The sequence below is a fragment of the Metabacillus idriensis genome, assembly GCF_050483325.1.
GTDB classification, from domain to species: domain Bacteria; phylum Bacillota; class Bacilli; order Bacillales; family Bacillaceae; genus Bacillus_P; species Bacillus_P idriensis_A.
This window is the reverse complement of record NZ_JBCMYF010000032.1, coordinates 11,941-30,327: the sequence shown is the minus strand read 5'-3', so window position 1 is coordinate 30,327 and position 18,387 is coordinate 11,941. Positions and strand designations below refer to the sequence as shown.

Below are 18,387 nucleotides of genomic sequence, written 5' to 3'. Positions count from 1 at the left end.
AATTCATGCCCTCTTCTTGTCGGATAGAAGAGGGTTTTTTTATTTTTAAAAATACGGGGGGCATACATATGATTCAATTTGAAGGCGTCACAAAGGTTTATAACAGCGGCGGAAATGAAGTGAGAGCACTTGACGGCATTGATCTTCATGTTAAACAAGGGGAGATTTGCGGTGTGATCGGATTCAGCGGAGCCGGTAAAAGCACACTGATCCGCACAGTGAACTTGCTAGAGCGCCCAAGCTCAGGGAAAATCATTGTCGATCATCTTGATTTGACAGCTCTTTCCCAAAAGGAAGTAAGACAGGTTAAGCGCAAAATCGGGATGGTCTTTCAGCATTTCAATCTGCTTAATTCCAAAACGGTCTTCGCCAATGTTGCGATGCCGCTTCTTCTTGCAAAAGCTTCTCAAAAAGAAATTAAAGAAAGAGTAACGGAATTACTATCGTTTGTAGGATTAGAAGACAAAGCTAATCAATATCCTGACCAATTATCAGGCGGTCAAAAGCAGCGTGTCGGAATAGCAAGAGCACTTGCAACACAGCCTTCGATTCTATTGTGTGATGAAGCAACGTCCGCCCTTGATCCGCAAACAACAGGCTCCATTCTGAAGCTTTTGAAAAAGATTAATCAGGAATACAGCATAACGATTTTAATGATCACTCATGAGATGTCCGTCATCAGGGAAGTTTGCGACAGGGTGGCCGTGATTGAGGGCGGAAAAATTATCGAATCAGGCTCAGTCTTCGATGTCTTCTCAAATCCGCAGACAAAAACAGCTTCGAACTTTGTCAGCTCGGTTTTGAACGATTCCATCCCGGAATCTGTGCTGAAATTAGTGCAGGAGGAGAATACTCAGGGCCAGATTTTCAAAATTAACTTTGTCGGCAAATCTTCAGGACAGCCGCTGCTGTCTCAGATTGCAAAACGGTTTGATCTTGATATCAATGTATTATTTGGAAACATCACAGAGCTTCAGGGTGTCCCGTTCGGTCATTTGATTGTTGAACTTCAGGGAACGGAAAGTGAAATTAAACGGGCTTTATTAGTGATGAATCAGGAAAATGTCACAGTGAAAGAGGTGGAAGCACATGCTAGTTGATTCACAGCAAATTATTGATGCACTGATAGAAACACTTGCGATGACCGGTTTTTCATTGCTTTTCTCAACTTTAATCGGACTGCCGCTTGGTGTGCTGCTGGTTATCACAAGAAAAGGGCATCTATGGGAGAATGCTATTATTTTTAATATCTTGAACGGCGTCGTCAATATCTTCCGTTCTGTACCCTTTATTATTTTAATGGTTGCCATCGTTCCTCTTACACGATTAATTGTCGGAACCTCAATTGGGACAGCAGCAGCTGTAGTGCCGCTAGTCTTTTATGCAGGACCATATATTGCAAGATTGATTGAGAACTCATTATTAGAAGTGGATCCAGGAGTTATAGAGGCAGCAGAGGCCATGGGGGCAACACCAGCGCAAATCATCTTTAAATTCATCGTTCCGGAAGCATTAAGCTCACTTGTCTTAAGCCTTACAATCGCTACAGTCGGTCTTGTCGGAGCATCAGCGATGGCAGGTGCTGTCGGCGGAGGAGGACTCGGGGATCTCGCCATTACATACGGCTATCAGCGGTTTGATACAGTGGTCATGATTATTACCGTGACAATCCTTGTAGTACTCGTTCAGGGACTTCAGTCATCAGGTAACTTATTATCTAAAAAAATCAGAAGACGATAGGGAGAGAAGCAAGATGAAAAAATTTATGATCTTAGGACTGATTCTAGTATTTGGTGCCCTTGCTGCGGGCTGCGGAAACAAAACAGCAAACGGGGAAGAGGAAGTAAATGTAAAAATTGGCGTCAGCGGATCCGATAACCGCATTTGGGATTTTGTTGCAAAGAAAGCTGAAAAAGAGGGCATCAATATTGAGATCGTCACATTCTCAGATTACTTACAGCCAAATCTGGCACTCTCTGAAGGCGAGCTTGATGCGAATGCATTCCAGACAATTTCTTATTTCAACGCATTTAAAAAAGAACACGATCTTGACCTTACACCGATTGGTACTACTGTTATCGCACCGCTTGGTCTTTACTCTGAAAAATATAAATCAGTTAAAGATATTCCAGAAGGCGGAAAAATTGCCGTACCTAACGAAGCAACAAATATGGGCAGAGCATTCCTTCTGCTGCAGGATGCAGGCTTAATTGAAGTGCCTGAGGACTTTGATGGAAATGGTTCATTGGACAAAATTGTCTCAAATCCGAAAAACTTAGAAATTGTCCCAGTTGTTGCAGGCCAGACACCGCGTGTGCTACCTGACGTAGCAGGATCAATCATTAATAACGGTATTGCTGTGGATGCAGGCTTTAACCCAGTGAAGGACTCTATTTTCCATGAAGATGACACGGCTACTCCATATATCAACATTATTGCAGCACGTACAGAAGATAAAGATCGCAAAGAATTGAAGAGAATTGTTGAACTATATCAGGAAGAGGATACTGCAAAATTTATTGAAAAAGAATATGACGGAAGCACGATTCCTACATTTGTGCCTTTAAGCAAAATCGGAGAATGAACTTAAGGCTTATATGTAATAAAAAATAGAATCCATCAAAACGATGGGTTCTATTTCTTATTGGACAGAAGTTTTCCAATTACAATCGCTTCCCAAACGCGCCACGGCAGAACTCTTTTTAAGAAAAGAGACAGACGAACCCCTTTCCCAACTGGATATCTCAATTTACCAACCGTCTTTTTTTCACAAAGTTTTACGATGAGTTCAACAACTTCGGCTGGATTTCCAAGCTTTTCTTTTCCCCGTTCAAGTTCATTTTCTATTCCAATCATATAGTCATAATAAGGAGAACTTGCTTCCATTGAAACAGGCGACACTTTTTTGCCAGTTGTCCAAATATTTGTCGAAAAAGAGCCTGGCTCAACCAAAATGACATCAATTCCATACGGTTTTACTTCAAGGCGAAGACTTTCACTGAAGCCTTCGAGTGCATGCTTTGACGAAACATAAGGAGATAATCCCGGAAAGCCGATCAATCCGCTGATGCTGCTCATATTAATAATCTTGCCGCTGCGCTGTGACCGCATAAAAGGCAGGACAGCCTGTGTAACGGCAATCACTCCAAAAAAATTTGTCTCAAATTGCTCTCGGTACTCATCCACAGTTATTTCCTCGCCGAAGCCTCCAAATGCATAGCCAGCGTTATTAATAAGAATATCTATTTTGCCTCTTTCATTCAAAAAAGGGGTAAGTGTCTGAATGGAGTCGGCGGACGTGACATCAAGCTTAAGCAGAGTCACGCGATCGCTCAAGCCATCATCCTCGATCGATTTCATCAGCAAGTTCTTCTTTCCCATGTTCCTCATTGTTGCAATTACGTCATATCCGGCCTTTGCAAGTCTATGCGCAGCAAGCATGCCAAACCCGCTTGAAGCTCCGGTGATAAGCACGGTCTTTTTGGACATCCATTTCTCCTCCGTATCTATTCTTTCCTTTATTATAAATGCTTTCATCGAAAAGCGAACGTAAGAGATTTCTAGATTCAAGGTGAATCTTTCGTATAATTATCAGAATTATTATAAAATTAAGGCGCAGGCATGCAGAAAGGAATGATGATATGGAACGTCGCGCTTTTGGTAAAACAGATATGAAAGTAAGTGTTCTCGGTTTTGGAGCAGCAGAAATAGGCTTTTCAGAAGCAACGCCTGAAACAGTCGACCGTCTGCTTGGCACCGCTCTTGATGCAGGTTTGAATGTCATAGATACGGCAGAATGCTACAACATCAGCGAAGAATTAATCGGCAGCACCATGTCTCATAGAAGAGACGATTATTATTTGTTTACAAAATGCGGACATACATCGGGATTAGACGGTGATGACTGGGATCCGGCCATGCTTGAACAATCGATTGACCGAAGCTTGAAAAGGCTGAAAACGGACTATGTGGATACCATTCATCTCCATAGCTGTTCTGAGGAAGTCCTGCGCAAAGGGGATGTTATTGACGTATTAAGGCGGGCAAAGGAAAAAGGCAAAACCCGTTACATTGGCTACAGCGGAGATCATACAGATGCCCTTTACGCCATAAAAACCGGGGCGTTTGATACATTTGAAACCTCAGTAAGTATTGCGGATCAGGAAGCGATTGACCTCACCATTCCAGAGGCTTTGAAACGGGATATGGGAATCATTGCAAAACGGCCGATTGCCAATGTCGCCTGGAACTACCAAGATAAGCCTGAGAACGGCTACTATCAGGAATATTGGGAAAGGTTTCATAAGCTGGAATATAGCTTTCTGGAGGGGGACCTGACAGAAGCTGTTGAAAAAGCGCTTCGGTTCACTCTGACCGTTCCAGGTGTCCATACGGCCATCGTCGGGACAGCAAAGCCTGACAGATGGACCCAGAACGCCAAACTCGCAGGCAAGGGAAACCTTACTGAAAAAGAGTACAAAGAAATAAGGTCTCTCTTCCAAAAAGCGGCCCAGTCTGATTGGGTTGGACAAGTTTAGTGAATGATCTTAAAAAATTCAGTCTGAAAAAGGACTGAATTTTTTTTATTTAAGTGAGAGAATGAAGATAAATAAACGTCTAATTTCGTAAAGGGTTTAAAGGGGTGGATAAATGAACGGACATCACAGGGAAATCGAGCGGATGTTTAAGCAGTTCGGAGATGATCTTTACCACTTTCTTGTTTACTACAAAGGATCTCATGATGTAGAAGATGATGTCCAGGAAGTGTTCTTCAAAGCTTTAAAAAGCAATTTTCGCGGGGATTCTCATCCGAAAACATGGCTAATAGGGATTGCCAGAAGACTTGTCATCGATCAGCTCCGGAAGAAACGGTTTCGTTCTTGGCTGCCAAACCCCGAGCAGCCAAAAAGCCCGGATGATATCCTGATGGAACATGAAACCCTAATGGAAGCCTACAACGCAATTAATGAACTGAAAGCAGAATACAGAGATGTTGTCATGCTGAGAGTCATCTCTGAGCTTTCTGTGCAAGAAACGGCAGAAGTTCTCGGCTGGTCAAGGGAAAAAGTCAGCAGAACCTATTACCGGGCATTGAAGAAACTAAATCAGAGCGGGCAAGAGGCTAATAAAGAAGGAGGGGCTGAACTTGAGTCCTGAAAATCTGCGGTTTCCCAAAAAAACATTGTCGCCAAAACAGCGTGAGAGAATCAGCAAGGCTCTCTCCGAGAAACGGCCAGGAGTTTCCCTAGCCGTGATGCACAGGATGTTTCAGCTGACAGTCACATTGGTCCTTTTAATCGGAGTCGGCATCTTTTCTCACTTTTTTGCAAGTGGTGAATTAGGAGAGGATGCACGAAATGGGGGAACGGACTACAGCATACAGCTTCCTGAAGGAATCGGTGCAGAAAGAAGCGGAAATACACTGATTTTTAAACAAGGTGAAAGGATTGTAGGTGGCGCAGCTCCAGCTGCACCTGAAGAAAAACAAAGCCTTGAAAGCGGACCTGGAATCTTTGAAAAAAAAGAAATAAATGACTTAAAGTATCCTGCTGAAAGAATACTCGAACATGTTAAAACAATGACTGCCACGCAAACTTATCACTATTTTGTTCAGACAAAAGAAAAAACATGGGTAAGAGTGTACTTCCATACACCTTATGTTACAGAAGAACAAGCTGCGGAAGCTATGCGGACTTTTTTAATTGAATAAGCTGAAGTCACATACAGTTGACTTCAGCTTTTTTTCGTGTTAATTTGTATATGCAAATGAAAAAAGGACTGATGAACGTGAATGAAGAAGAACAAGTATTAATTCATTGCCTTTATTTTACGGCAAACCGTTTTGCCCGAAATATGACGAAACTTGCTGAACAAGTTTTTGACGTTGGAGATCTTGCTCCTTCTTATTTGTATTTAATCATGACTGTGAAGTTTTATCCGGAAATTACACAAAAAGAACTGTGCAAAAAGCTGTCAATTGCTCCGTCAACCAGTACGAGATTTATTGATAAGCTTGAGAAGCAGCAGCTTGTGAACCGAAAAATGAACGGCAAGCAATCCTTTATCTCACTGACAGAAGAGGGAGAAAAAGTGTACACCCAGTTCCGGGCTTCGTTAAAGGATCTTTTTGAAGACTATTCTGATGTACTTGGACGCGATTTCAGCCTGAATTTAAGCAAGATGCTTCATGAAGCGAGCAATAAGTTAGAAAAAGAAAGATAAAAAATTTTTACTTATTCATTTGCATATACAAATGAATAACGGAGGTAAAGAGATAGAAACGGCCGTTTAGCTTACAATCCTCATCAAGATTTACAGGCAATAGATGGTTGTGCAGGTATATTTACAATCAAAAGACTGCTGAGGAAAGTACTTATGCTTCAGCTGACATATTCTTTAAGAAAAAATTTCGACTATACATTTGTATATACAATTAATATAAAAGGAGATTTTCCTATGAAAATATTGGTTATAACAGCTCACCCAAACCTTGAAAATTCAGCAGTAAACAAAACGTGGATGGAAAGACTCCGCAGTGAAAGTGATGTAACGGTTCATGATCTTTATCATGAATACCCGGATTTTAAGATAGATGTTGAACGAGAACAGAAAATGCTATTGGAGCATGATAAAATCGTTTTTCAATTTCCGTTTTATTGGTACAGCAGCCCGTCTTTACTAAAAGAGTGGCAGGATGTTGTGCTTTCATATGGATGGGCATATGGCTCTGAAGGAACAAAACTTCATGGCAAAGAGTTTGTTTTAGCAATGTCAACCGGAGGACCGGAAGCGGCCTATCAAGCAGGAGGCTACAACGAGTACAGCATGAGTGAACTGACAAAGCCTTTTCAGGCAATGGCTAACCTGACAGGGATGCGTTTTCTCCCGGCTTTTATCACGCATGGCGTTCGTTTTCTGACTCAGGAACAATTAAATGAAACTGCTGAAAAGCTTATTTCACATCTTAAAGCATAACTAAAAAAGAGTGGGAACGTTTTTTAACGATCCCCCTCTTTTTCTTTTACGAAGAAATGCTTCCCTTCCCAAGCTGCTTTTGTTTTAGAAAATGATAAAGCTGAGGAGTTATAATTCCAACAAGGATCATGCCGATGCCGGCTGTCTGCATAAGCGTAACATGCTCTTTTAAGATAAGGACAGAGCAGAGAATGGCCGTCGGCAGTTCAGCCGCGCCTAAAATCGTTGCAATGCCTGAACCAATCTTAGGAGTTCCAATTGAAAACAATACAACGGGTATGAATACGCCAAAAAAGCCCAGAAGCAATGCGTATATCCATAATCCTGACTGCATGGAGCCATTAGTCAGAAAATCAGGTGTGAAGACGATTAATAAAAAGAGTGCTGCACCTAATGACATAAACAAACTCCGGTTTAAAGAGGGCAGTTCGGCAGCCACTCTTCCGCTTGCAAAAATGAACAGGGAAAAGGAAACGGCAGACAAGAGTCCCCATATGATTCCAGGATCACTCAGGTTTAGTGCACCATGTCCAAAAAGGTTTCCCGAAAGTAATGTGCCTATTAAAAGAATGCCTGCAGCAAGCACCTTATCAGGACCCGGCAGCTTTTTCACAGCGATTGTCTCAATGACAATTCCAATCCAAGTAAATTGAAACAAAAGGATAATGGCAATAGATGCGGGAACCGTCTCAAGAGATTTCCCGTAAAAAATACCGGTCAAACTGGTAGTGGTTCCTGTAATCATTAGAACAGCCGCCTGCTTAAAGGAAACTTTTTTTCGTGAAAAAAGGGTCACACAGATCAAAAACATGAAAAAACCGAACAAATATTGGCTTCCAATCACTTCGTTCACTGTAAATCCGTGCATATAGGCAATTTTTATTATGGTAGAAATAACACCGTAGCTGCATGCTCCGACCAGAACAAGAAATGAATATTTAAATAAATGGCTCACAATGAAAACTCCTTAGGAAACAAGTTTCAATCCAACTGTAGCTGAAATGATCATGCTGATAAAAAGGATTCTTTTCCAGCTGCTTGAATCTCCGTAAAATAAAATACCTACAAGTGCGCTTCCTGCAGATCCAATTCCTGTCCAGACAGAATATGCCGTTCCAAGTGAAATGGTTTGCAGAGATTGATTTAATAGAAGAAAGCTGAATGAAAAGCCTGCAATCATGATCAGCAAGGGAACGATTCCTTTAGAATCTTTCATTTTGTTGATTCCGATGACTCCGACAACTTCAAATAAGCCTGCTGTTATCAGTAAAATCCAGTCCATCAGTTTGCAGCCTCCTCTTTTTTATCATCAGACAATGTTTTTAATCCAATGACACCGCCAACTAAGACGATGATTAACAAAATTTTGATCAGCTGAAATGGCTCGTTAAAAAAGAGAATTTCTGAAATAACGGTTCCAGCAGCGCCAAGTCCTGTAAAGACTGCGTAAACTGTGCTCACCGGCAGTCTTTTAGTTGCGCCGATAAGCAAATAAAAACTGACACATATCGTAATAATGGTTATAAGCCATTCATACCAGATATCTGAGTATTTTAATCCCGCCACCCAGATCACTTCAATGAATCCGGCTAAAAAAACGTTTATCCAGTCACGATTCATGATGTTCTTCCTTTCTGAGAGGTAATTCCGTTCCAATAAACGCTAAAACACCCATCTAATCTCTTTTTAAATCGTTCTGCACCGCCGTATAGGATTTCAACCAGTACGGCATCAACAAGTCCCATATAGGCTATCACTGCATCTGATTGATTTATTGATATAACTTTTTGATCATTGAAGATGGGTGTAAGCAGCTCTTCAAAAGTATCCAAGTAGGTGTACACTTTCTTCATCACTTCATCATAGAGATGAACTGGCGGCAAAAAACTGATCCTGAGCATGAACTTTGTTTGATCGTCATTTTCATAGCGGCTGATATATTCTGACAGATAATGATAAAGCGATTCTTTTAAGGAATCGGAAGTTGAGAAGACAAAGTAGTTTTTTATATACTCAAGTTCGTTTTCAAGGACCTCAGTCATGACAGTAAGAAAAAGTTCATCCTTGCTTTTGAAATGAGTATAGATGGATTGTTTTTTGATGCCGACTTCATTTGCGATTGCAGCTAATGATGCCCCCTCATATCCATGCGCTGCAAAATTGCGTACAGCGGCTTCTTTTATTTGATCTGATGTCATTTATTTTCTCCTTCCTGACGTTCGTCAGTTCATTATAATTCGGGAGAAAATGAAAGTCAAATGCAAGAATATACACCGATTTCTATATCTTGACATTGTCACACTTTATTCCTTCCTGTTATGCTTGTATACGGATTGAATATAGAATTATAATCTAACAACTATACAGGAGATTTTATAATATGATTAAAGCCTCTTTGATCCTTACAGGATGTATGTTTTTATCAGCATTATTTTCATATAAAGTGCTTGCTGAAGAACTCCCTTTAGAAGAGCCGGACATTCAGAGTGAATCAGCCGTATTGATTGATGCTGCATCAGGTCAGATCCTCTACTCAAAAAACAGTGACTCCGTCATGTACCCTGCAAGTGTAACGAAGATGGCTACAGCTATCTATGCGATTGAAAATGGGAATATGGACGATATTGTGACAGTAAGCAAAAATGCCAGAAGTGTTGATGGAACAAGAGTTTACCTTGAAGAAGGCGAGCAGGTTCCCATGAAAAAGCTCATCCAGGGCCTGATGATCAATTCAGGAAATGATGCAGGCGTGGCGATTGCTGAACATATCAGCGGTGATACGGAGACCTTTTCTGCGGAAATGACAGCATTTCTAAAGTCAAAAGCAGGACTTCGGCACACCAATTTCACCAACCCGCACGGCCTTTTTGATCCTGAACATGTAACGACTGCTGAAGATCTTGCGAAATTGACTCAGTACGCTTCACAAAATGATATATTCAGAGAGATATTTTCAACAGAAGAATTGAAATGGGACGGAGAAACATGGGATACAACGCTTCATAATCATCACAAGCTTCTTAAAGTAACACCGTATGAGGGTATGGTTGGCGGAAAGAACGGCTATGTCAGCCAATCAGGCTTTACTTTATCCACTCTTGCTGAAAGAGAGAATATCAGTCTGATTGCGATTGTGCTGAATGCTAAAACAGACCGAATGTCATATAAAGATACCGTGAAATTAATGGATTTTGGCTTTAATCATTTTACATCTGAATTTATTTCAGAAGGTACAGCCTTTAAAGATCAGAGCGGGCAAAAGTTTACACTGAGCGAACCTCTTTTTTATGCAAAAAAAAATAATGAAAGCATTTCAGCAGATGTCGATTTAGATGGACTGCTTGCTGTTGAAGGAGAGGATGGCAGAGAGCTTGCCACTCATAAATTAAAACCTGAAGCAGCAGTTGCCAAAAACGTGGTGAAACAAGCAGTTCCAGCTGTAGAGCCATCGCTTGGCCAAAGCATGCTGCATGATCACCTGAAATTTATTGTCATTGCTTCATTTGCTGTTGCTTTTCTTCTTGTCGGGTATTTCTTCAGGCAAGTAAGAAGATCATAAAAAAATCCTTGCTCCAGTCATTTAAGGAAGGATTTTTTTATGTCAAAACAAACATAATGCTGTCTTGATTCAATTTAAGAACTTACCAAGGTGCTTCTGCTTCTCTTATCTTGAAAGCTTGCTGTTTTTCCGTGCATAAACAAAGTAAATGATAGCCCCTATTGAAATCCAGATAAAGAATGCTGTCCATGTAATGCCAGGGAGGCTGGTCATTAAGTAAATGCAAAATAATGCGCTGATTGCAGGGAAAACGGGTACAAATGGCACCTTGAATGCCCGCTCAAGGTTTGGATGGGTTTTTCTTAAGACGATTACAGCGATAGAGATCAGTGTGAACGCTGCCAATGTCCCTAAATTTACGAGGTGGGCAAGGGTTGTTAAATCTACAAATCCTGCAATCGCCGCTGCAACTAAACCAGTAATCCACGTATTTTTAAAAGGCGTTTTAAATGCGGAGTGAACACTTGATAAAACACTTGGGAGCAAACCGTCCCTGCTCATGGCAAACGAAATGCGGACCTGAGCATACATCATTACGAGCAGAACAGTAGTAATCCCTGCTATTGCGCCAACAGATACAAAACCTGCAAGAGTATTTTGTCCGACATAATGCAGGGCAAACGATACGGGATCAGCCACATTGAGCTCAGTATATGGAACCATGCCGGTTAAAATAAGGGATACAGCTATGTAGAGAATCGTACAAACAGTAAGGGAAGAAATAATGCCGATCGGAACGTCACGCTGGGGTCTTTTTACCTCTTCTGCGGCGGTAGCCACTGCATCAAAACCTATGTAAGCAAAGAAAACTGTTGCAGCACCAGTTACAATCCCATCAAAGCCAAATGGAACAAACGGCGTCCAGTTAGCAGGCTTTACATACCAGATGCCGGCAATGATGAAGGCTACTATGACAGCAAGCTTGACAAATACCATGATATTGTTGACACGTGTACTTTCCTTAATGCCTTTTGATAATAGGGCAGTAATGAAGAAAATAATTAACACGGCAGGCAAATCAATCAATCCGCCTTTTCCGGCGCCGGGAGCGGAGGTAATTGCCTTGGGCAGGTCCAGTCCGAAACCTGCGAGCAGTGATTGAAAGTAAGCAGACCAGCCGGTTGCAACAGCAGAAGTGGCAAGCAGATATTCAAGCATCAGGTCCCACCCGATTAAAAAAGCAAAAAGCTCTCCAAGTGTTGCATATGTATAGGTATACACGCTCCCTGAAATCGGCACGGAGGAAGCGAACTCGGCATAACAAAAGGCAGCAAGTGCACATGCAATACCGGACAGGACAAAAGACAGAATGAGTGCAGGGCCCGCAGCTTCTGCAGCAACCACTCCTGTCAGAACAAAAATGCCTGTACCTACAATGGCTCCTATTCCGAGCAAGGTTAAATCAGTCGCACCCATCGTGCGGTCAAGCGACCTTTGCTGACTTTGGGCGAGCAGGTCGGTAATTGATTTTTTTCTGAAAAGGGAATTCATACAGGATCCTCCAGCAGTTGAGAATAACACTCTCAAAAAAGTATATTGAAAAAATAATCAGTCCGCTCACTTTGCGGATAAGCTTATTTTCTTACGTTAACCAACTGGCCGGAAATTATGAATCCCTTCACGAATTAAGGGACAAAAAAAACCGATTCAACAGTGAACCGGGCTTTTTGCTTCTTAATTAAAATTTCATCTGATAACGTTCAATTTCCCATAAATGTACGGTATTTCTGTATTCGTGCCATTCAGCCCTTTTATGAAGAAGAAATTGACGGAAAACGTGCGGTCCGAGAACCATTTTTGCAAGAGGGCCGTTTTCCAGCAAATCCAGTGCTGTTTCTAGGTTATCTGGCAGATGCTTGATGCCTTTTTCAAGCCGCTCTGATTCTGTCATGCTGAATATGTCATCATGAACAGCTGCTTTTGGGAATTCTGATAAGGCAATGCCTGCCATTCCGGCTTCGGCAATAGCGGCATAAGCAAGATATGGATTGGCGCTTGGATCTGGATGCCTCACTTCAATGCGTGTTGCAGCCCCTCTTTTTGCCGGTATGCGAATTAAGGTTGAACGGTTTGAGGTTGACCAGGCAATATAGCAGGGAGCTTCAAAGCCAGGAACAAGCCGCTTGTACGAATTAACAATCGGGTTCGTGATGGCGGTCACTTCTCCAATATAGGTCAGTATGCCATTGATAAAGTAGTAGGCTTCAATTGAAAGCTGCATTTCATCATTTTCGTCATAAAACGTATTTTCCCCATCCTTGAGCAGCGAGATGTTAACGTGCATGCCTGAGCCGTTTATTCCTTGAACCGGTTTAGGCATAAAAGAAGCATGCAGATTAAATTGCTTTGCGACATTTTTAACAACCCATTTATAAGTCGTTGCATTATCGGCAGAAGTCAGGGCATCGTTAAAACGGAAGTTGATTTCATGCTGGCCGTTTGCTACTTCATGGTGTGAGGCTTCAATTTTGAAGCCCATTGCTTTTAAAGTCCGGTAGATCTCAAGCCTCACTTTTTCACCTAAATCATGAGCGGGCTCGAAATAGCCTCCCAGATCATGCGGATTTGTTGTTGGGTTTCCGTTCTCATCGGTCTTAAAGAGAAAGAATTCCAATTCGGGTCCGATGCTGATGGAATAACCGAGTGATTTTGCTCTTTTCATTGCCTGCTGCAGCACAAATCTCGGATCTCCTTCATAAGGAGTCATATCCGGATTGTGTATGCTGCAAAGAAACCTTGCCTCCGCATACTTTTCCTCAACTGACCAGGGAATGATGGCAAATGTGTTTAAATCAGGCTTTAAATATAGGTCGGACTGATGAATCGGACAGAATCCCATGATTGACGACCCGTCAAACATCATTTTACCTTCAACGGCCTCATCAATCTGATCAGCTGTAATGGTGACATGCTTTAAATTCCCTTCAAGATCAACAAACTGAAGGTGCAGCAATTCTACATGCTTTTCTGCTATTTCTGCCTTAATTTCACTTAACGTATCTAAAATGGTCAACATAAAAAACACCCCGATTTTTAAATTTTTGTCTGATATTACGAACGGTTTTTGAAAAATCGAAGGATTATATTTTTGTTTCAGCAAGCGGGTTTTAGCCGGCTCTGAATATTCACACCTTCCTCTCTCAAACAACGCATACGGAGTTAGCTGACGGATTCGGACGGTAAGAGTCGCCCGGCCACTTGATTAAGCGGCTTCACCCCGATTGATTGGGTCCCCCGTTCCTTTAGCGGATTCTGCGAATTAGGAAATAAATTGAACCTATCATACGCCCGGGTAATTTTACTTGTAAAGGGAAGAAAAAGAGGGATATTTTAGTAAAATATCTGCTTCTTATCTGTTTTTCTCTCGTTTTCTCTTCCATTCTCTCTTTTTTAAATTATTGTATATTATCTTTAGATCATTATTTATTTTTCCTGAGAATGGGTTTGAAATGGGGTAGGATAAATAGTTGAGTAGATAGAAAAAAGGAGTATGCAGTCTATGCATACTCCTTTTGAAATGGGGTTTTTAGCCTTTTGATTCGAGAGAGCGATCCAAATCCTTATCTACCACAAATACCTCAATCCGTTCGCCCATTTTGGTGCTGATGTCGCTGTGGCTGGACAGCACTCTGCAGCCGGTGCATCTTTCTACAATTTCTTCAAATTCTTTACTGTACATTTCGCGCAGGACTTGTCTCATTTGTTTCACAAGCTTTCTGCCATTCTCGTTTTCAACCAGGTGTTTTTCTTCAACTGTGAGAACACCTTTGAACCTTGCGATCACCATATCGTGGACAATGTATGTTCTGGTCTCCTGAGGACCGCGTCCAATCAAGTCTCTTTGAAGCTTGATAAAGGCTTCACTTAATTCCATTTCTAATTTTTTCTTAGGCGACACAGCCATTTGAATGAACCCCCAGCATGAGAACTTTTGTAAATAATAGAAAAGTGTAATTTGTAGCGCAAAGATGGTCCTTGCGCTTTCAGGTATAGACGAGTTTATCTTACTTACAGGGTGTGTACCTGTCAATACCATTGTGAAAATTCCAGTAAAATAAGGCAGGGATGCAAATTAAAAGCTTAATATACCCGGCTGTTCTTGACGGCTTATTTCCAGTTGGACTGCGGCTGAAGGTGCTCGACTCTCCCGTCGGGACCGGAAAATCCGGCTGGAAAAGAGTTGTAACCCCCAGATAACGATCTATGTGAAAAAAGCCTGTAAAAAAATGAAAACGTGAGGAATAATGAGTAATTAAGAGGAAATAAGATATAAAGCTAATAAATTTCCTTGTTTCGGGTGTATTTCCGTATTTACACGGCTTACAAGCGGGAGTAAGATAATCACGTAATAACGAATTGCATAACGGCCTAGTCCCGAGATTCGGGAGCGGAGGAACCAATTTTTTGGGGTTAATTCTGCATTTGCAGGAAGGATGAGATCTTTCGCCATCCTACCCGTCAGCTAACTTCGTCGGCTAAAGCGAAGGAGGTCAAAAGACCGCCTTAACAGGAGTCTTTTTTTTACTGCCCTTTTTTAAGGCAGAGAAGAGGCCTGGGGACTGTAAAAGGTCTTTTGTTCACGCAATTCATTTGAAAAAGGAAAAAACGGAAGACGGAACGCAAAGAGGGCCTCGGCTTGCTGGGCGTTAAGTAGACCAATGAGTACTTTTTCTCCAAAACAGCCATATGTAGATCAATCAGCTGTCTTATGGACATTCTGCTGATTTGATTGGATATGGATCTGTTTGGGGGAAGGGTAAGCATTGGTCTCTTTTTTTTACACTTTGGCTGCTTCATCCAATAGGGGTAGAGCCGGCACGAGGAAAAAATACCGTTATACATGGATATGCGGGGGATGACGATGAATCACACACTGGTTATAGGCAAGGGAGATTTATTCGGTTCTGTCGTAGAAAGTATAAGCGTGAATAGAAGATTTGCAGATGTCATGAACTATGAGCAGTATGCGTGTGAACTGTCGAACTCTAAAGATGGAAACACACGAATGGATAACCTGCTCGAATTGGAAAAGAAGTTTTCAAATTATCGTTCTGTTTATGTTATATCGGATTCAATCAATGAAGGATTTGAATTAACAGCCTTTTTCTCAGATCTGGGCACGATGCGGATCATTGTGATGACAGATGACGGCAGACACTATGACTTATATAAAAAACTGGGAGCAAGATACGTGATTTTCAGCAAGCCTGGAACGTGCTCGTACTGGCTTGGCGAAATGAAGCAAGGCTAAAATACGAGAATGATTTAAGGAGGTGGATCTCTAAAAGAGATGTCAAATCAGAACTGAATACCTGAACGCTTAATTTCACAATGAAATCGGGGGAACCAATCTTGTGCGGCAAACAGCCGCTTGGGGTGAATCCATCTGAAAAGGTGGCAGGGCAGCTCTCATAGCCCGAATCCGACAGCTAACCCCGAAAGCGCAGTGAGGGAAATCAAAATCGCAGGTGCGGCATGCTTTTTAAGCGATGCCTAAAAACCGCGGAAGAGACCCTCTTCCGCGGTTTTTATTGATTTGAAAAGGAAGGGAACGTCATGGAAACGATGCTGATTTGCATTCCGAGCTATACGAGGCTTGGCTGCCTGGATGAGATTCTCCCGGAGAATTCGTCTCTGTCATTTATTACGGGAGATTACAGTGTAGAAAGTCATTTGAGAACCAAAGGGTTTAAAACCATTTATTTTATCAGGCAACATGCACAGTATCTGCTAATAAACGAGCCCATTTCACGAGTGCTTTTGCTCGAAGATAAAATAGCTGAGACCTGCCGGCTGATGGAAATACTCAAAGCAAGTGTCAGGGCGCCGATTACGGTGATTACCAAAAAAGCAAATTATCCGGCAAAGCTTTATGAATTGCTCGGCGCTCAGCATGTCATGTACTCAAGATTAGATAACGTAAAATTTCTGATTCAATAAGAACGGGGGATTTAAATGCTTGACAGTATCATGATTCTCTCATTTGCAGCTTTAACGCTGCTTATGGCAGGACTTGTAAAATGGTCTGAAAAGATTGTGACTGAAGGAAGGGAAGAAAAGTGACGATTGTTTTGCTCGGCGGAATCGCCGCCATCACGCTTTATTTGCTTTATGCATTGGTAAACCCTGAAAAATTTTAACTTGCGGAGGAAAAGACATTGAGTGTACTATCCATACTTTCCATAATCCTGACATTGGCGCTTGTCATCCTGCTGGCAAAGCCGACAGGACACTACATTGCGCGTGCGTTTTCTTATGAAACAACGAAACTTGATGCTTTTTTTGGACCTTTTGAACATGCGGTTTATAAACTAAGCGGAATCAAACAAACGAATCAAAGTTTCAGGCAATATGCTTCTGCTCTATTACTTTCAAATATTTTTATGATTTTTATCGTTTACCTTGTGTTTCGTTTCCAGGGTTCGCTTCCGCTGAATCCGAGCGGCATTGCCGGAATGGATCCGACACTTGCCTTTAATACGGCCATCAGCTTTATGACCAATACAAATCTTCAGCATTACAGCGGAGAGAGCGGATTATCTTATTTTTCTCAGATGATCGGCATTACGTTTATGATGTTTGTCGCTCCTGCTACAGCATTTGCTGCAGCCATTGCATTAATAAGAGGACTTTCAGGCAACCCTCTTGGAAATTTCTTTGTGGATATAATTCGTTCCATTACTCGTGTTCTTTTGCCGATAGCCTTTGTAACAGGTCTGGCATTTGTTTTTCTTGGTGTTCCTCAGACGCTGGATTCAAGTGTAACGGTAAAAACAGTAGAAGGCGCGGATCAGACGATCGCAATGGGCCCTGTTGCTTCTCTTTTATCCATAAAGGAAGTAGGCAACAACGGAGGCGGATTCTTTGGAGTCAATTCAGCCCATCCTTTTGAAAATCCAAACGGGATCAGTAACTTGCTCCAGATACTCTTAATGCTGCTGATTCCGACAGCCCTTCCTTATACGTATGGAAAGATGGTCGGCAACGCGAAGCAGGGCAGAATCCTATTCGCTGCAATGGCAATGATTTTCGTTGTCTTTCTTGGAACGGCTCTTTTATCAGAATATCAGGGCAACCCAAAATTGGCAGAAGCTGGTCTTGAACAGGCATCCGGAAGCATGGAAGGGAAAGAGGTCCGCTTTGGTGCCGCACAATCTACTCTTTACGCAATCGTGACAACAGCTTCTGAAACCGGAGCGGTTAATACCATGCATGATACGCTTTCTCCTATTACAGGGATGCTTGCCTTGTCGAATATGCTTTTAAATACGGTTTTCGGCGGCATTGGAGCAGGCTTTATGAATATCATCATGTACGCTATCATCGCCGTTTTCTTATCCGGTCTGATGGTAGGGCGCACACCTGAATTCCTTGGCAAGAAAATAGAAGGAAAAGAAATGAAGCTGATCGCTGTAACATTGCTGATTCACCCGTTTCTGATCCTTGCTTCAACGGCGGTTGCGCTCTATACGCCGCTTGGATCTGACGGTATTTCAAATCCTGGATTCCACGGGCTTTCTCAAGTCCTCTATGAATACACATCTTCTGCAGCCAATAACGGTTCAGGCTTTGAAGGTCTTGGAGATGCCACTCCGTTCTGGAACATCTCAACTGGAATCGTCATGTTTATCGGCAGATACTTTGGCATCATTGCCATGCTTGCTGTTGGAGCATCATTAGCTGCTAAAAAGCTTGTGCCGGAAACCATCGGCACATTCCGTACAGATACAAGTTTGTTTGGCACCATTTTTGTCGGAGCGGTATTTATTGTAGGCGCATTGACATTCTTCCCGGTACTGGTTTTAGGACCAGTCGCAGAGTTTTTAACTTTATAAACCTAATTGGAGGATCCG

General features: G+C 42.0%; 21 protein-coding genes and 3 riboswitches. Of the genes, 13 read left to right on the top strand and 8 right to left on the bottom strand.

Annotated elements, in window-relative coordinates; genetic code table 11:
* Window positions 1-68: 68 nt before the first annotated feature.
* Genes ABEQ24_RS18050 through ABEQ24_RS18040 form a run of 3 tightly spaced genes read left to right on the top strand, consistent with a single transcriptional unit; the run spans window position 69 to window position 2,584 of the window.
* Window positions 69-1,100, top strand: coding sequence for a methionine ABC transporter ATP-binding protein (locus ABEQ24_RS18050; RefSeq protein ID WP_430008093.1), 1,032 nt, complete (start codon window positions 69-71; stop codon window positions 1,098-1,100).
* On the top strand, window positions 1,090-1,740 hold the full coding sequence (locus tag ABEQ24_RS18045) for a methionine ABC transporter permease (RefSeq protein WP_430008092.1): 651 nt from the start codon (window positions 1,090-1,092) through the stop codon (window positions 1,738-1,740). Before ABEQ24_RS18050 ends, ABEQ24_RS18045 begins: the two co-directional genes overlap by 11 nt.
* 13 nt (window positions 1,741-1,753) lie before the next feature.
* A complete protein-coding gene (locus tag ABEQ24_RS18040) occupies window positions 1,754-2,584 on the top strand; it encodes a MetQ/NlpA family ABC transporter substrate-binding protein (RefSeq protein ID WP_430008091.1) in 831 nt (276 codons plus the stop codon).
* A 50-nt stretch (window positions 2,585-2,634) separates the two neighbouring features.
* On the opposite strand, the gene ABEQ24_RS18035 is transcribed toward ABEQ24_RS18040, so the two are convergent.
* The gene (locus tag ABEQ24_RS18035; protein WP_430008090.1) at window positions 2,635-3,489 is read right to left on the bottom strand and encodes an oxidoreductase; all 855 of its coding nucleotides are present in this window, start codon (window positions 3,487-3,489) and stop codon (window positions 2,635-2,637) included.
* A 152-nt stretch (window positions 3,490-3,641) separates the two neighbouring features.
* Here ABEQ24_RS18035 and ABEQ24_RS18030 point away from each other — a divergent pair, with 152 nt between their 5' ends.
* From ABEQ24_RS18030 to ABEQ24_RS18010, 5 genes are all read left to right on the top strand, one after another.
* The gene (locus ABEQ24_RS18030; protein WP_430008089.1) at window positions 3,642-4,538 is read left to right on the top strand and encodes an aldo/keto reductase; all 897 of its coding nucleotides are present in this window, start codon (window positions 3,642-3,644) and stop codon (window positions 4,536-4,538) included.
* 112 nt (window positions 4,539-4,650) lie between these two features.
* Complete coding sequence (locus tag ABEQ24_RS18025; RefSeq protein ID WP_430008088.1) at window positions 4,651-5,157, top strand: RNA polymerase sigma factor; 507 nt, start codon at window positions 4,651-4,653, stop codon at window positions 5,155-5,157.
* The gene (locus ABEQ24_RS18020; protein WP_430008087.1) at window positions 5,147-5,710 is read left to right on the top strand and encodes a hypothetical protein; all 564 of its coding nucleotides are present in this window, start codon (window positions 5,147-5,149) and stop codon (window positions 5,708-5,710) included. Before ABEQ24_RS18025 ends, ABEQ24_RS18020 begins: the two co-directional genes overlap by 11 nt.
* Window positions 5,711-5,781: 71 nt before the next feature.
* Window positions 5,782-6,222 (top strand): MarR family winged helix-turn-helix transcriptional regulator, encoded by a 441-nt coding sequence (locus tag ABEQ24_RS18015; protein ID WP_430008303.1) that lies wholly within the window; start codon window positions 5,782-5,784, stop codon window positions 6,220-6,222.
* A gap of 234 nt (window positions 6,223-6,456) precedes the next feature.
* Window positions 6,457-6,975 carry an NAD(P)H-dependent oxidoreductase gene (locus tag ABEQ24_RS18010; RefSeq protein WP_430008086.1) on the top strand — a complete coding sequence of 173 codons (519 nt, stop codon included), beginning with the start codon at window positions 6,457-6,459 and terminating at the stop codon, window positions 6,973-6,975.
* Between the two features lie 46 nt (window positions 6,976-7,021).
* On the opposite strand, the gene ABEQ24_RS18005 is transcribed toward ABEQ24_RS18010, so the two are convergent.
* Genes ABEQ24_RS18005 through ABEQ24_RS17990 form a run of 4 tightly spaced genes read right to left on the bottom strand, consistent with a single transcriptional unit; the run spans window position 7,022 to window position 9,173 of the window.
* Window positions 7,022-7,930: an EamA family transporter gene (locus tag ABEQ24_RS18005; protein WP_430008085.1), complete on the bottom strand. Its 909-nt coding sequence runs from the start codon at window positions 7,928-7,930 to the stop codon at window positions 7,022-7,024.
* 12 nt (window positions 7,931-7,942) lie between these two features.
* On the bottom strand, window positions 7,943-8,257 hold the full coding sequence (locus ABEQ24_RS18000) for a DMT family transporter (RefSeq protein ID WP_430008084.1): 315 nt from the start codon (window positions 8,255-8,257) through the stop codon (window positions 7,943-7,945).
* Complete coding sequence (locus ABEQ24_RS17995) at window positions 8,257-8,595, bottom strand: DMT family transporter (protein ID WP_133312540.1); 339 nt, start codon at window positions 8,593-8,595, stop codon at window positions 8,257-8,259. Before ABEQ24_RS17995 ends, ABEQ24_RS18000 begins: the two co-directional genes overlap by 1 nt.
* On the bottom strand, window positions 8,592-9,173 hold the full coding sequence (locus ABEQ24_RS17990) for a TetR/AcrR family transcriptional regulator (RefSeq protein WP_430008083.1): 582 nt from the start codon (window positions 9,171-9,173) through the stop codon (window positions 8,592-8,594). Before ABEQ24_RS17990 ends, ABEQ24_RS17995 begins: the two co-directional genes overlap by 4 nt.
* 182 nt (window positions 9,174-9,355) lie before the next feature.
* On the opposite strand from ABEQ24_RS17990, the gene ABEQ24_RS17985 reads away from it, so the two are divergent.
* Window positions 9,356-10,534: a D-alanyl-D-alanine carboxypeptidase family protein gene (locus tag ABEQ24_RS17985; protein ID WP_430008082.1), complete on the top strand. Its 1,179-nt coding sequence runs from the start codon at window positions 9,356-9,358 to the stop codon at window positions 10,532-10,534.
* A 105-nt stretch (window positions 10,535-10,639) separates the two neighbouring features.
* Here the strand turns inward: ABEQ24_RS17985 and ABEQ24_RS17980 are convergent, their stop codons facing one another.
* From ABEQ24_RS17980 to ABEQ24_RS17970, 3 genes are all read right to left on the bottom strand, one after another.
* Window positions 10,640-12,025, bottom strand: coding sequence for an amino acid permease (locus tag ABEQ24_RS17980; RefSeq protein WP_430008081.1), 1,386 nt, complete (start codon window positions 12,023-12,025; stop codon window positions 10,640-10,642).
* Between the two features lie 187 nt (window positions 12,026-12,212).
* Window positions 12,213-13,550 (bottom strand): type I glutamate--ammonia ligase, encoded by a 1,338-nt coding sequence (gene glnA, locus ABEQ24_RS17975; protein WP_430008080.1) that lies wholly within the window; start codon window positions 13,548-13,550, stop codon window positions 12,213-12,215.
* A gap of 116 nt (window positions 13,551-13,666) precedes the next feature.
* Window positions 13,667-13,801, bottom strand: a riboswitch (cyclic di-AMP (ydaO/yuaA leader).
* Between the two features lie 259 nt (window positions 13,802-14,060).
* Window positions 14,061-14,438, bottom strand: a complete 378-nt coding sequence (locus ABEQ24_RS17970) for a DUF2294 domain-containing protein (RefSeq protein ID WP_430008079.1) — start codon at window positions 14,436-14,438, stop codon at window positions 14,061-14,063.
* Between the two features lie 451 nt (window positions 14,439-14,889).
* A riboswitch (cyclic di-AMP (ydaO/yuaA leader) is annotated at window positions 14,890-15,026 on the top strand.
* A gap of 369 nt (window positions 15,027-15,395) precedes the next feature.
* Between ABEQ24_RS17970 and ABEQ24_RS17965 the strand changes: the two genes are divergently transcribed.
* The 4 genes from ABEQ24_RS17965 (at window position 15,396) to kdpA (ending at window position 18,369) form a co-directional block, all read left to right on the top strand.
* Window positions 15,396-15,785, top strand: coding sequence for a hypothetical protein (locus ABEQ24_RS17965; protein WP_430008078.1), 390 nt, complete (start codon window positions 15,396-15,398; stop codon window positions 15,783-15,785).
* Between the two features lie 56 nt (window positions 15,786-15,841).
* A riboswitch (cyclic di-AMP (ydaO/yuaA leader) is annotated at window positions 15,842-15,992 on the top strand.
* Between the two features lie 98 nt (window positions 15,993-16,090).
* On the top strand, window positions 16,091-16,474 hold the full coding sequence (locus tag ABEQ24_RS17960; protein WP_430008077.1) for a hypothetical protein: 384 nt from the start codon (window positions 16,091-16,093) through the stop codon (window positions 16,472-16,474).
* 119 nt (window positions 16,475-16,593) lie between these two features.
* Complete coding sequence (locus ABEQ24_RS17955) at window positions 16,594-16,674, top strand: potassium-transporting ATPase subunit F (protein ID WP_081414239.1); 81 nt, start codon at window positions 16,594-16,596, stop codon at window positions 16,672-16,674.
* Between the two features lie 18 nt (window positions 16,675-16,692).
* Window positions 16,693-18,369, top strand: a complete 1,677-nt coding sequence (gene kdpA, locus ABEQ24_RS17950; RefSeq protein WP_430008076.1) for a potassium-transporting ATPase subunit KdpA — start codon at window positions 16,693-16,695, stop codon at window positions 18,367-18,369.
* Window positions 18,370-18,387: the final 18 nt, after the last annotated feature.

Coding starts and splice junctions, on each gene's coding strand:
- ABEQ24_RS17985 (WP_430008082.1), top strand. CDS start 9,356: ATGATTAAAGCCTCTTTGATCCTTACAGGATGTATGTTTTTATCAGCA.
- ABEQ24_RS18025 (WP_430008088.1), top strand. CDS start 4,651: ATGAACGGACATCACAGGGAAATCGAGCGGATGTTTAAGCAGTTCGGA.
- ABEQ24_RS17980 (WP_430008081.1), bottom strand. CDS start 12,025: ATGAATTCCCTTTTCAGAAAAAAATCAATTACCGACCTGCTCGCCCAA.
- ABEQ24_RS18035 (WP_430008090.1), bottom strand. CDS start 3,489: ATGTCCAAAAAGACCGTGCTTATCACCGGAGCTTCAAGCGGGTTTGGC.
- ABEQ24_RS17995 (WP_133312540.1), bottom strand. CDS start 8,595: ATGAATCGTGACTGGATAAACGTTTTTTTAGCCGGATTCATTGAAGTG.
- ABEQ24_RS18010 (WP_430008086.1), top strand. CDS start 6,457: ATGAAAATATTGGTTATAACAGCTCACCCAAACCTTGAAAATTCAGCA.
- ABEQ24_RS17990 (WP_430008083.1), bottom strand. CDS start 9,173: ATGACATCAGATCAAATAAAAGAAGCCGCTGTACGCAATTTTGCAGCG.
- ABEQ24_RS18000 (WP_430008084.1), bottom strand. CDS start 8,257: ATGGACTGGATTTTACTGATAACAGCAGGCTTATTTGAAGTTGTCGGA.
- ABEQ24_RS17960 (WP_430008077.1), top strand. CDS start 16,091: ATGGAAACGATGCTGATTTGCATTCCGAGCTATACGAGGCTTGGCTGC.
- glnA (WP_430008080.1), bottom strand. CDS start 13,550: ATGTTGACCATTTTAGATACGTTAAGTGAAATTAAGGCAGAAATAGCA.
- ABEQ24_RS18050 (WP_430008093.1), top strand. CDS start 69: ATGATTCAATTTGAAGGCGTCACAAAGGTTTATAACAGCGGCGGAAAT.
- ABEQ24_RS17965 (WP_430008078.1), top strand. CDS start 15,396: ATGAATCACACACTGGTTATAGGCAAGGGAGATTTATTCGGTTCTGTC.
- ABEQ24_RS18015 (WP_430008303.1), top strand. CDS start 5,782: ATGAACGTGAATGAAGAAGAACAAGTATTAATTCATTGCCTTTATTTT.
- ABEQ24_RS18030 (WP_430008089.1), top strand. CDS start 3,642: ATGGAACGTCGCGCTTTTGGTAAAACAGATATGAAAGTAAGTGTTCTC.
- ABEQ24_RS18040 (WP_430008091.1), top strand. CDS start 1,754: ATGAAAAAATTTATGATCTTAGGACTGATTCTAGTATTTGGTGCCCTT.
- ABEQ24_RS17970 (WP_430008079.1), bottom strand. CDS start 14,438: ATGGCTGTGTCGCCTAAGAAAAAATTAGAAATGGAATTAAGTGAAGCC.
- ABEQ24_RS18045 (WP_430008092.1), top strand. CDS start 1,090: ATGCTAGTTGATTCACAGCAAATTATTGATGCACTGATAGAAACACTT.